This is a genomic window from Pantoea sp. JKS000250, assembly GCF_003201065.1.
GTDB lineage: Bacteria > Pseudomonadota > Gammaproteobacteria > Enterobacterales > Enterobacteriaceae > Pantoea > Pantoea vagans.
This window is the reverse complement of record NZ_QICZ01000002.1, coordinates 57,491-69,445: the sequence shown is the minus strand read 5'-3', so window position 1 is coordinate 69,445 and position 11,955 is coordinate 57,491. Positions and strand designations below refer to the sequence as shown.

Genomic DNA, 11,955 nt, shown 5'->3' with positions numbered 1-11,955 from the left:
GATATCAGGGGATGAGTGCAGAGAGAGCGGTTCCTGGACGTCTTGCATTTTTTGGACGGCAGGCACAGTGCATTTGTGAATGCTCAGGAGATCGGCATCGGCATAGTTTGCTCCCTTAACGTCAGTGACCCTGATTGACAGGAGGTGACCATTATGTGACTGGGTCACTCATTGTGGATGATGTCAGGCTGATCGATGTTGCTCCAGCATTAGCGGAAAGCAACGTCTGAGTAGCCATTAACGCACACCTGCCACTCTGTAAGGACAGCCCATCGCCGCCGTATCGGCTGCCTGCCGGTACTAATTAAGCCTTATCCGTAAAACCTGCAATATGTGAATGAATAGTAAATTTCTTTGCCAGCGGATATAACATATTGATAACCCCGCATCGCAGAGAAAAATATGGCGCTTTCACACGAGTTAATCATGATCTTTACGACCTATTTTGTCGCGACGGCCAGCCCTGGGCCGAGCAATATGGCGATAATGGGGACAGCGATGAAAAAGGGCAGAGGTGCCGCGCTGGCGCTGGCTGCGGGTGTCGTGAGTGGTTCGATGATCTGGGCGCTGCTCGCAGCCTGCGGTGTGCTGACCGTGCTGACAACCTTTGCTCAACTGCTGATTGCGTTAAAAATTGGCGGCGGAATATATCTGCTCTGGCTGGCGTTTAAAGCCGGTAAATCTGCATTACGCCGCACGGAAGCCGGTGAATTTAAAACCAGCGATACCCGGGTCGCTTATGGCAGCCTGTTCCGTCAGGGTATCCTGATGCATATCGGCAACCCCAAAGCGATTCTGACCTGGGTGGCAATTATGTCATTTGCCCTTAAACCGGATGCGGTCTCCTCGACGTTACCGATGATCATCTGCGGCTGTGCGGCGATCTGTATGGTTGTGTTCGGTGGCTATGCTTTGCTGTTCTCGACAGCTGTAATGAGCGCTTTTTACCGCCGCATTCGTCGCGGGCTGGATGCACTGTTAGCCTGTTGCTTTGCGCTTGCAGGATTGAAACTGGTCTTAAGCCGCAACTAATTACAGCTAATGATGGCGGAACGTCATCCGTTTTGACTCATCACCCGGAACGATCAGGTGATGAGCCGAAGCGGCAGAGGCGATGCAATCCGATAGCCCGCGCACAACCCCGAATCCTGATTCAAAAGGCGAAAAATGAAAGGCTCATGTCTGTGTGAAACCGTTGTTTTTGAGATTTCGGTAACCCCCACGCTCTATTACCGCTGTCACTGTTCTCTGTGCAGAAAGCAGACCGGAACCGGTTATAACCTGGCAACGCTGATAAAAGAGCGTGATTTTGCCTGGATAGCAGGCGAAAGCCAGATCGCGTCGTGGCGTAAACCGACAGGTTATCGCACTGACTTTTGCGTCAGCTGTGGTTCTGCCGTTCCAAACCGATTGCGCGGCCGGCCTTACATCTGGCTTCCGATCGGCTTACTGAATACTCCAGTCGCGATGCACTGCATAGGGGATTATTGTACCGATGACGCCATGCCGTGGGACCATACCCGCTCAGAGACTAATCATGCGGGGCCAGTAACGTCGCTGAATGCACTGCTGACGAGCTTAAAGATTGTTGATTAATCACAGCGGTGTGGGTTACTTATTTTTTAACTTTAAGCCCCAGTATTCTGAACAGGCTTTAATCTCGTGTGGAGAATGAAGCAGAACTTTTGGCAATCTGACCTGGTCGTAAAGCGTCTGATGATACTTACGATTCTGCGGGGCAGTACGGATAATATATTTCAGCATCTCCAGGGTTACGGACTCTCTGCTCATCCCGAGCCCCCCTATTCGCGGTGTCGATGAATAACACCTGCGAATATAACGCAGCAGTGCCACGGTCACTTTTACATCCAGAAGAATCAATCCCGTGGCATGAGTAAAGCGTTCCTCAATGCATTTTGTATAATTCCCCTCCATCACCCAATTTTTCTGACTCACTGCATCTGCATGCAAATGGCGAAATGCTTCCGGTGCTCTGGGAATCCATTGACTATTCGGAAGATGGTAAAGTTGATCAAGATGAACAACAGGTAAATTCGTTTTGCGGGAAATAGCCTCAGCTAAGGTAGATTTACCACTGTTTGAAGGACCCATAATACAAATGCGTGGTCCCAGCGCCTCTAAAGTGAGTGCATTATTCACAATATGCCCTTTTAAATATCCCTGTAAGATTGGGTTTTGATACATTTTAATGCCTTGAATCAGAGATAAAAAAACCTCAAATTCAGGCTAATATACTGAGCAATATCAGTATCTTTCACACTTCTTTAGTGTGAACGTTCTCATCGTTCAGCCATACGTGAATCAGACTGCGTTAGAAAAAATAAAATGAGCACGTAAAATAAAAAACGGCAGTCGAAAGGTTCAGATATCCCCGGTTATGCTACCTATAATCCGGGCAACCAGATCAGCAGCAGTGCCATCGGGATCCCGATCGGGATCATAAATAGTCACGGTAATCCCACAACAGCGAACGTGGCTGAACAGCGTACTGCAGAGATAAATAAGTTTATCAGGGGGTAATCCCGGCGTGCCCGGACAGTCAACTGCAGCCATTTCCCCGCTATCAAGAATATCGATATCCAGATGTATCCAGAAGGATGTCAGAGGAGTGACATCCAGCCGCTTGAAAATCATATTGATCAGTTGGTTATCCGATAATGCTAAAGCGTCAAAGATCGTTATTCTTTGGATATCTGTGTCTGCAATGTCAGGCCATTCATAATCTTCAAGGTGTGACTCACGTTCACCCAGCTGAATAACTGCGCCATCTGCGACCAGCGGCCCATCAATACCTGGCCATTCAGTCAGCAATGCTTCTCCACGTCCGGTTACCAACGCCAGATCCATTCCAGCTGCCGCACCTGGCTTAGACGCGCGAGTCCAGTTACCAGGGTGTCGGAAGTCACTATGCCCGTCAATATGCAGCAGCGCTATTTGCCCTTCGCTTCGCCGGCTTCCCAATAGAGCACCCGGCAATATTGCGCAATCCCCCCCGATAACGACGGGCTTGAGTTTTTGAGTGCGGGCAATTTCAACTTCATCAGCCAGCCTTAAATTAAGATGCCGAAGTTTGTGACCGTTCAGGATGTCAGTTCCTGGTTCACTTTCAGGACTGTAATCAGGGCACCGGAGGGAAATGACTTCATAGGCGGCATAAGTATTTTGAAGCCCGTGCTGCATAAGAACAGCAGGTGCGCGGCGTGTGCCCGGTATATGACCTTCATAAAGTGGGTTGAGGCCCAGATTTGACGGCACAAGAATTATTTTTTTCATCAAATGTCCTGAGTTATTTAAGTCCGGTTGATCACACTAGCCCTGAACGAAGGTTGAGCATAGCCGTATTGTTAACACATTGGTCGCTGACGACTATCCGTTCAATAACGCGCGGCAGAAAAATTACTGAATACCGGGCTGAGGGCGGCGTCTGCATGAACCAAAGAGATTACGTCTTATTAACTGATTACTTCATCGCCCCGAAGCGTCGAGTCTGCAAGCTGACACTCTCATAAACCCGGCTTAAAACAAAAAGCACTGATTACACATTTACAAATTTAAATGTGTAAATATAATGGCGCCTCTTACACATCAGAGGAATTTTTGTCATGCCGTCACTGTTTACCCCCCTGAACCTGGGCGATCTCACGCTTCGTAACCGCATTGTATTGCCGCCACTGACGCGTTGCCGCAGTGAGCAGCCGGGTAATATTCCCGGCGAGTTGATGGTGGAGTATTACCGTCAGCGTGCCAGCGCGGGACTGATGATCACTGAAGGCACCCAGATTGAACCTCGTGGGCAGGGCTATGCATGGACGCCGGGGATCCACAGCGACGCCCAGATCGCGGGCTGGAAAAAGGTCACAGAGGCGGTGCATCAGGAAGGCGCCACGATTTTCTGTCAGCTCTGGCACGTTGGTCGCGTCTCTCACAATGAACTTCAGCCAGGCAAGCAGGCTCCCGTTGCGCCTTCAGCCATCGCCGCCGATAACGTTCGGGTATTCATTAAAACCGGACCAGGCGCGGGGATACTGACCGCACCCAGCGAACCACGGGCACTGACCAACGCGGAAGTCAAAGAGATCGTGGCGCTTTACCGACGCGCGGCGGAAAATGCCAAAGAGGCCGGTTTTGACGGTGTGGAACTGCATTCTGCCAACGGTTATCTGATTAACCAGTTTATTTCGGAGCACACTAACTTCCGCACGGATGAATATGGCGGCTCAGCAGAGAATCGTCTGCGTTTCCTGCGTGAAGTTGTTGAGGCGGTCAGCGCGGTATTTGGCAGCCACCGTGTTGGCGTGCGGTTTGCGCCATTGTTTTCGAGTACTGACGAAGAGCGCGTCTATCTTGGCCTGGTTGAACGCGATCCCCATGCGACCTATATCCGCGCCGCGGAGTTGCTGAATGAGCTGGAAGTTGGCTATCTCTCTATTGCCGAAGCGGACTGGGATAATAGCCCGGATATGCCTGAGAGTTTCCGGGTTGCGCTGCGGGAAACATTCCGTTCTCCGATCATCTATTCTGGTCGCTACACGGCGGAAAAAGCACAGCATATGCTTGATAAAGGCTGGGGCGATCTGGCGGGTTTTGGCCGCTCGTTTATTGCGAATCCCGATTTGCCGGCACGCATTAAAGCAGGTTATCCGCTGAATCCCGTGGATCACGCTTCCCTGTATGGCGGCACTGAGAAAGGCTATACTGACTATCCTGTTTTTCAATCCTGATCTTATGTGAGGCGGCATGTCCCCCGAAAATGCCCTGAAGTTACTGTCCAACCCGACCCGGGTGGCAGTACTAAAGTGGCTTAAAAATCCTGACGAAGCGTTTGCGGGCTATTCTCAGCTCTATCCCTTCGCTCAGTATGGCGTCTGTGCCACCCTCATCCAGGACAAGGCGGGCTTATCACAGCCCGCTACTTCGTTATGCCTGAAAGCCCTGCACAATGCGGGACTGGTCGAAGCCAGCAAAGTCGGGAAGTGGACCTATTATCGCCGCGCTGAACCACGTATTCGTGAAATAACCGACGTGGTGACACAATCGCTGCAGGCGCTTTAGGGCGCCTGCCGTTTCAGCACTTCTCTGTTATCTTATCTGCGAATACTGAGTCTTTGCACTTACAGTAAACGCCTGCACCTATCCCCCGGATTTCTGACTCGTCTTCACGCACGCGGCTTGACGAAGCTGCCCGCTTAACTTACAACTAAAGCCGTCAGGGGAGTCTCGCCAGAGAGACTGAGAGGCTAATAGCGCAGTGCGCGGCTTAGCGACCCTTAGAACCTGACCCAGTTGATACTGGCGTAGGAAGACGGGTATCGCATCCGATACTTGCCGCAGGCGCGCGTTCGCGACGTCTTTGCCTATTCCCTCTGTATCACGGGTCTTCGTTAACCAATAACGAGGCCAAAGTGAAACATCTCATTCTTAATCACTCTCTTCCTCTCCGGTGGGCACCATGAGCCGCTGGTCGGTGCTCGGCAGCGGCGTTGCCGGGCTGTGTGTCGCCACGCTACTACTGGAACGGGGAGAAGCCGTTGAAGTCATTACGCAGCCTGACTGTCGTGCCGCCTCGCACTGGGCGGGGGGCATGCTTGCGCCCTGGTGCGAAGCAGAAAGCTCGCCACACCAGGTCATCGAATGGGGCCAGCACGCTGCCGGATGGTGGGCGAAACGCGTCGACGGCGTGGAGCAGCAGGGCACGCTGGTGGTTGCGCCGCCGCGAGACAGCCGCGAACTGACGCGCTTCGCCAGCATGACGCAGCAGCATCAGTGGGTTGCGCCTGGTGACATCGAACCGGCGCTGGAAAATCGCTTTGCCCGTGGCCTGTTCTTTGCCGCAGAGGCGCATCTTGATCCGCGCAGCGCACTGCAGCAACTGCGCGTCACACTGCACGAGGCGGGCATACCCTTTCACAGCGGCAAACCCGGCGGCAAAATCATCGACTGCCGCGGCATCCACGCTCTTGATCAGCAGCCCGCTCTGCGCGCCGTGCGGGGCGAAATGTTGATCCTGCATACGCATGACGTTCAGCTCTCCCGTCCGGTCCGTTTGCTGCATCCGCGCTTTTCCTGCTATCTGGTGCCGCGTGCCGGAGGCCACTTCATGCTTGGAGCCACCATGGTCGAAAGTCACGACAGCAGCCCGATCAGCGCCAGGGCGATGATGGAGCTGCTGAGCGCGGCTTACAGTCTGCATCCGGCGCTGGCTGAAGCACGGATCGTAGAGAGCGGCACCGGTCTGCGTCCCGCCTACCGCCAGAACCTGCCGGAAGTCCGCTATGAAAATGGGCGCTTCTCGTTAAACGGGCTGTACCGCCACGGCTTTTTACTGGCCCCGATTATGGCTGAGAAACTCATACTGCAACTCACTCAGGAGATGACTCATGCGAGTTCAACTTAATGGATGCACGATTGAAACCAGCGCAACAACGCTGGCGGAACTTATGGCGGAGCAGCAGATCGACCCGCGCACCGTCGCCACCGCACTGAACGGTGAGTTTGTGCCGCGCAGCCGTTATGTCAGCCAGCAGCTTGAAGCGGGCAGCCAGCTGGAAATCCTGTCACCGATGCAGGGAGGTTAACCATGTTCTATCAATTTACTCCGCAATCCCGTTTTCTGCTTGGCACCGCCGGATATCCGTCACCCGACATTCTGCATCAGGCGATCGACGCATCAGGTGCGGAGATTATTACCGTCAGCCTGCGTCGTGAAGGCAGCGAAGGCGGCGCCTTTCGCACGCTGTTGCAGCAGCTCAACAAACGGATTCTGCCGAATACCGCGGGCTGTCATACGGTGAAAGAGGCGGTGACGACGGCACAGATGGCACGTGAACTGTTCGACACGCCGTGGATCAAGCTGGAGGTGATTGGGCATGCCGACACGCTGCAGCCCGATCCCTTTGCGCTGGTTGAAGCCGCCCGGATCCTCTGCGCTGATGGCTTCCAGGTCTTTCCCTACACCACCGAAGATCTGATTGTCGGCGAGAAACTGCTGGAAGCGGGTTGTGAAGTGCTGATGCCCTGGGGCGCACCGATTGGTTCCGGCCAGGGGCTGCGCAATATCGAAGGGCTGCGCGCCATGCGTGCGTGGTTTAAAGATGTGCCGCTGATAATTGATGCGGGCATCGGTGCGCCAGGCCAGGCGGCGCAGGCGATGGAGATGGGTTTTGATGGCGTGCTGCTAAACACCGCGGTGGCGAAAGCACGCGATCCGGTGCGGATGGCGGGTGCCTTTGCCGCCGCGATCCACGGCGGGCATGAGGCGTTTCAGGCGGGATTGATGGAGCAGCGTGACATGGCGTCAGCTTCAACACCCATTTTTGGTCTGGCACAGTTCTGAGGAGCAGCAATGGATCGGTATCAGCGACAGACCATGTTGCCGGAGATTGGTGAAGCGGGGCAACAGCGCCTGAGCGGGGCAAGCGTGCTGGTGGTGGGCGCGGGCGGACTCAGCGCCACACTGCTGCCATTGCTGGCCGGCGCGGGCGTGGGGTTTATTCGGCTTTACGATGGCGATCGGGTTGAGCTGCACAACCTTCACCGGCAGACATTGTTTGGCATTGGGGATGTGGGCCAGCCCAAAGCAATCTGCGCGCAGCGCGCGCTGGCGCAGCGAAATCCTGACTGCCACGTTGAGGCGCATCCCCGGATGTTGAGCGCCAGCCAACTGCCGCAGGCGCTGGAGGGGATCGTTCTGGTGGTGGATGCGGCGGATAACTTCGCCATTACCTATCAACTCTCTGACGCCTGCTCTCCGCGTGGTCTGCCGCTGATCTGCGCCTCGGTACTGGGTCGTAAAGGTTACGTCGGTGGATTCTGCGGCGGTGCGCCCGGTTATCGTGCGCTGTTTCCTCAGTTGCCGATGGCTTCGGGTAACTGCAACACGGCTGGCGTAATGGGGCCTGCGGTAGCAACGCTGGGCGCGATGCAGGCGCAGATGGTGCTGAGCGTATTGCTGAAACTGACGCCATCGCCGCTCGGCTGCATGATCCACTGCGACTTTGTGGACTGGCACGTCAGGCAATTCCGCTTTGATGACGCGCCTGAACCCGACGCGCCGGGCATCCCGTTTATCGATAAGCCGATGCTGAGTGAGGACGATTGCATTGTGGAACTGCGCAGTCCCGACGAAGCACCGGTCAGTGTGGCCGAACGGGTGCTACGCATTTTGCCGCAGCAGATAGCGGCCTGGCAGCCGCCGTCCGATCGGCGCGTGGTGCTGGTGTGTGCCAGTGGCATGCGTGCAGCTCAGGCGGCAGAAAACCTTGCCGCACGGGGGATCAGCTGGCTGGCGCTGATGGCGGCAAACACGCTGTAGCCTGCCGGTCTACACAACCTCGACCAGCTGGAACGTCTCGAAAATCAGCTCCATTTCCTTATGGAAATAGCCTTCACGCTCAAAGTAACGCTGATGCTCCTGGCGCCAGTGGTCGAGGCTGAGATCGCCTTCACCTTCCAGCATCGCCATCTCTGGCGTGACGCGGTCAAAACGCGTCAGGAACAGTCCGGTGGTACGGATCACGCAGACGGGCTGCTTTTCGCCGTTCAGCACAATGCTGTAACCACCTGGCTGCGGCAGTGCTTCCTGCTCCTGCCAGCTCTGCAACGAACCGCAGCTTGCTACCTTCTTTCCGGCAATAATCAGCGTTGCCAGCGCGCTGGCTAATTCCGGGGAATCACCGAATGCATCTGTGAAGGCACCCGGATATTTGTCCTGCAGTTGTTCCAGCGTCATCGACATCCGAAAATCCTCAATAAAATAAGCGCCTGACCGGCATAAATACAGGTCAGCGTCGCTGTTAAGATGATGGTGCAGCAGTGTAGATGCTGCTGATAGCGCTACAGCTTACCCGGCCTGCTCATGGGAAAACAGGCTTAATTTTCAGGAGATTGGGTTTGCGTGCGTGCGGGATTGCAGAGGAGAGATACAGTCTGACGCGGCCAGCTACAGCCGCGCACAATAACTAACGCATCAGGAAGCTCGCCCAGTGTTCAATGTCGTCACCGCTGCTGATGTCGGGTTGCACCAGACCGTTCACCATAAAGGTGGGTGAAACGTGAATACCATTCTGACGGGCATATTTGCAGTGCCATTTAATTGCATTCTGCAGATCGGGCTGATCAAATGCGGCGCTGGCATCCACGCCGCTGTACTCTTTCAGGCGCGCCAGAATCTGGTTCGGCGTTGCATCCCGATTCGGGCCGGTACAGTGATCGGTAAACTCAAACTCTTCGCGATGATCGGCGACGGCCTGCATCACCGTCTTCGCCGCCTCTTTACTGTCGCTGGCGGCGGCAAAGATATAACGCACAATCACGCCGGAATAGAGGTGCCACGGCTGTGATTGCAGGCGAATCTTCAGGGTCATCTTCTCTTCACCCACGTGCGCCAGTAACGCGTCAAATTTATTGAACGCGCGTACCGAAAAAGGGCAGGTGGGTTCCAGAAAGACTTCAAAGATTGCGGGACCGTGGCCCCAGACCAGGACATCAGCATGCTGACTCATCGTAAACTCCTTAAAGATAAACGGAACGGGAAGTGTCCTTACCCTGGCAAATTCGCATCACATCAGCCAGTTAAGAATCAGCCGCAATTGTTACAAAAAACAGCAATCAGCGGCTGACCTGCGCGTAACAGGCGACAGCCAGGGCCATTAATCGTTAGAATTATCGGCTTTGGCATTCTCAACAGCTGGCCCTGCATCGTCACTTGCGAGCAGCTATAGTTATCTGCAGAATTTGCTCGTCCGAATGATGAAGTCATTTCTGCTTTTTGCCTGCTGATCGTCTGCCTGGGACCGATAAGCGTTAGAAGAGGTTGATTTTGTATACCGATCTTACCTGGAAAATTCTCCATCGCGTTATCAACAAGACGATCTCTGACATGCTGGATGAGCAGCAGAGTATTGACGTGTTATCACTGCGCGCACGGCTGCATGAGCTGGCTGAAAAAGAGGAGGATGAGGTCATGGTGCTCTGTTACTGGCAGGCGAGTAAAATTCTGCTTCGACTCCCCACCACCGTGACAGCCAGTCAGTTGATGGTTGCCGCACGTCACGCTTTTCGCACGCCGATGGATCATGATCGGCTTTAAGTTCTACTGACCGGCGACGGGCGAGCCAGACATTCATCTCTGATTAGTTTTGGAGCAGGGATCTGAGCCTCGTAATGATCGTGGCGGGCAATTATTCAGGACGTCCATCCATGACTTTATTGTGATTACTCTCTAAGTATATTCTCATTCTGGAGTCTTTATTTTTTCAATGTAAATAGAATGCGCTACAGAAGTGAATATAATAGCTGATGAGTGCAGTGAAAAGGTCAGTTAATACTTTTCTTAAATTGTCACAGGTTGATCCAGAACAATAAAAGAGGTTGTTATATTGCCTGAAGGGGCAATGGAAACGTCTGTTTATCTTTTATATAGTTATGCGCGGTTAATATGCTGGCAACATAATAAACTCCGGGTTGTTATGTTGGCGCATTTAATAAATGCATATCTATCCATCAGGTGGCTGACCCCAGCCACTTTGTATGTATTGAAAAGAGACAGGTTTGATGAATATCAGAAAACGTATTCTGCCAGTGGCACTGGCTGGACTTATGATTTCCGGATCGGCATTAGCTGCAGCAACTGACGGCCCATCACCGATGAATACTAATCCGGGAGCATCAGCCGGCACTCAGGGTGCAGGTGGCGAAGTGAAATTTACCGGTGAAATTACCGATGTTTCATGTGACGTTTCAACTGCCAGTAAAAAACAGAGCGTTGATTTAGGTAAATGGGCAAAATCCTATTTCGAGAGCCGCACCGAAACCACCCAAACCCCCTTCACTATTTCAGTCAAGGACTGCCCGGCATCGGTTACTAAAGTGGCTGTATTGTTCGATGGCGATAAAGACGCTGGGGATAATACCCTGCTGAAAGTGGCCGATGGAGGCGCTACCGGCGTGGGCATTAAACTTTACGAAGGGGACCGCAGCACGCCGATCGCAATTGGCTCCATCTCTAAAGGGGTCGATAAAATGGTGGAGACCGAAGAGGGCGGTTCTGCTGACCTGATTTTCTATGCCGATTATAAAAGTGATGGTGCTGAAATCGCAGTCGGTCCGGCCAACGCAGTTTCAAACTTCGTGATGGTTTATAACTGATAAATAGCAGGGGCAACCCTGCTTATCCTTCTGAAGATTAATGGCGTAAATGGCTATGTTTAAGGTAATAAGACTTATTTCGCTTTTCTCTGCGTGTATGCTGAGCATGGCTGCTCATGCAGGTGTTGTGATGGGAGGGACGCGTATTATCTTTGTGGAAGGAAAAAAGGAGGCAACGCTTTCGGTCACGAATCAGGATAAAAATATGCCCTATCTGGTGGAGTCGTGGATAGAGAATTTCAATCCAGATAATCATTCCCGGGTGCCGTTTATTGTCACGCCACCGCTTTTTCGTCTCGATGCGGGAAAAGAGAATCTGTTAAGGATTAATTATCTGGGAATGCCGCTGCCGAAAGATCGTGAATCGGTGTTCTGGCTCAATGTGAAATCTATTTCACCCACACCACGCGATAAAAGTAATCAGCTGCAGGTCAATATTAAATCGAAATTCAAGCTCTTTTATCGACCAAAAGAACTGGAGGGAAATCCGGCTGACGCCTGGCAACAACTCTCTTTTCGCCATGAAGGCAGGCAGCTTATTGCGCATAACCCAACCCCTTACTTTGTCTCTTTTTATTCGCTCAGCGTTAATCATCACACCATTCAGGACCCAGGCATGATTGGCCCGGGTGAGGATCGTCAGTGGACCGTCGCCGATTCCGGCGCAGTGACCTGGTCTGCGATTAACGACTACGGCGGCATCACCGAACAACGTACGCGCTAACTGTTTTTTTGATTTGAATCCGGGGCACTAACAGTGAAAGTCACTCCACAGGCTGAGACAGGCAA

At 53.1% G+C, this 11,955-nt stretch carries 15 protein-coding genes and 1 riboswitch; of the genes, 11 read left to right on the top strand and 4 right to left on the bottom strand.

Translation table 11 applies throughout. The features are described from left to right. The first annotated feature begins 402 nt into the window (after positions 1-402). Entirely contained in the window at positions 403-1,032 is a 630-nt protein-coding gene (locus BY447_RS20100; protein ID WP_110332009.1) for a LysE family translocator, read from the top strand. A gap of 135 nt (positions 1,033-1,167) precedes the next feature. After that, positions 1,168-1,596, top strand: a complete 429-nt coding sequence (locus tag BY447_RS20095; RefSeq protein WP_110332008.1) for a GFA family protein — start codon at positions 1,168-1,170, stop codon at positions 1,594-1,596. A 15-nt stretch (positions 1,597-1,611) separates the two neighbouring features. Here BY447_RS20095 and BY447_RS23535 read toward each other — a convergent pair whose 3' ends face one another. Then, positions 1,612-2,205, bottom strand: a complete 594-nt coding sequence (locus BY447_RS23535; RefSeq protein WP_323859515.1) for an AAA family ATPase — start codon at positions 2,203-2,205, stop codon at positions 1,612-1,614. 177 nt (positions 2,206-2,382) lie between these two features. Beyond that, positions 2,383-3,294: an arginase family protein gene (locus BY447_RS20085; RefSeq protein ID WP_110332006.1), complete on the bottom strand. Its 912-nt coding sequence runs from the start codon at positions 3,292-3,294 to the stop codon at positions 2,383-2,385. A 329-nt stretch (positions 3,295-3,623) separates the two neighbouring features. Between BY447_RS20085 and BY447_RS20080 the strand changes: the two genes are divergently transcribed. The 6 genes from BY447_RS20080 (at position 3,624) to BY447_RS20055 (ending at position 8,332) form a co-directional block, all read left to right on the top strand. After that, positions 3,624-4,742, top strand: a complete 1,119-nt coding sequence (locus BY447_RS20080; RefSeq protein ID WP_110332005.1) for an alkene reductase — start codon at positions 3,624-3,626, stop codon at positions 4,740-4,742. 16 nt (positions 4,743-4,758) lie between these two features. Beyond that, positions 4,759-5,073, top strand: coding sequence for an ArsR/SmtB family transcription factor (locus BY447_RS20075; protein ID WP_013196130.1), 315 nt, complete (start codon positions 4,759-4,761; stop codon positions 5,071-5,073). Positions 5,074-5,219: 146 nt separating this feature from the next. After that, a riboswitch (TPP riboswitch) is annotated at positions 5,220-5,339 on the top strand. Between the two features lie 131 nt (positions 5,340-5,470). After that, entirely contained in the window at positions 5,471-6,415 is a 945-nt protein-coding gene (locus BY447_RS20070) for an FAD-dependent oxidoreductase (protein WP_110332004.1), read from the top strand. Then, the gene (gene thiS / locus BY447_RS20065; RefSeq protein ID WP_110332003.1) at positions 6,399-6,596 is read left to right on the top strand and encodes a sulfur carrier protein ThiS; all 198 of its coding nucleotides are present in this window, start codon (positions 6,399-6,401) and stop codon (positions 6,594-6,596) included. Before BY447_RS20070 ends, thiS begins: the two co-directional genes overlap by 17 nt. A 2-nt stretch (positions 6,597-6,598) precedes the next feature. Next, the gene (locus BY447_RS20060) at positions 6,599-7,354 is read left to right on the top strand and encodes a thiazole synthase (RefSeq protein WP_061060876.1); all 756 of its coding nucleotides are present in this window, start codon (positions 6,599-6,601) and stop codon (positions 7,352-7,354) included. A 9-nt stretch (positions 7,355-7,363) separates the two neighbouring features. Next, entirely contained in the window at positions 7,364-8,332 is a 969-nt protein-coding gene (locus tag BY447_RS20055; protein WP_110332002.1) for a ThiF family adenylyltransferase, read from the top strand. A 9-nt stretch (positions 8,333-8,341) separates the two neighbouring features. On the opposite strand, the gene BY447_RS20050 is transcribed toward BY447_RS20055, so the two are convergent. Both BY447_RS20050 and BY447_RS20045 read right to left on the bottom strand, forming a co-directional pair. After that, positions 8,342-8,755, bottom strand: a complete 414-nt coding sequence (locus tag BY447_RS20050; RefSeq protein WP_013196135.1) for an ASCH domain-containing protein — start codon at positions 8,753-8,755, stop codon at positions 8,342-8,344. A 223-nt stretch (positions 8,756-8,978) separates the two neighbouring features. Beyond that, positions 8,979-9,521, bottom strand: a complete 543-nt coding sequence (locus BY447_RS20045; RefSeq protein WP_110332001.1) for a DsbA family protein — start codon at positions 9,519-9,521, stop codon at positions 8,979-8,981. Between the two features lie 317 nt (positions 9,522-9,838). Between BY447_RS20045 and BY447_RS20040 the strand changes: the two genes are divergently transcribed. The 3 genes from BY447_RS20040 to BY447_RS20030 all read left to right on the top strand — a co-directional run bounded on the left by BY447_RS20040 (position 9,839) and on the right by BY447_RS20030 (position 11,890). Continuing rightward, positions 9,839-10,108: a hypothetical protein gene (locus BY447_RS20040; protein ID WP_013196137.1), complete on the top strand. Its 270-nt coding sequence runs from the start codon at positions 9,839-9,841 to the stop codon at positions 10,106-10,108. Positions 10,109-10,572: 464 nt separating this feature from the next. After that, positions 10,573-11,166, top strand: a complete 594-nt coding sequence (locus BY447_RS20035) for a fimbrial protein (RefSeq protein WP_013196138.1) — start codon at positions 10,573-10,575, stop codon at positions 11,164-11,166. Positions 11,167-11,221: 55 nt separating this feature from the next. Beyond that, entirely contained in the window at positions 11,222-11,890 is a 669-nt protein-coding gene (locus BY447_RS20030; protein ID WP_110332000.1) for a molecular chaperone, read from the top strand. Positions 11,891-11,955: the final 65 nt, after the last annotated feature.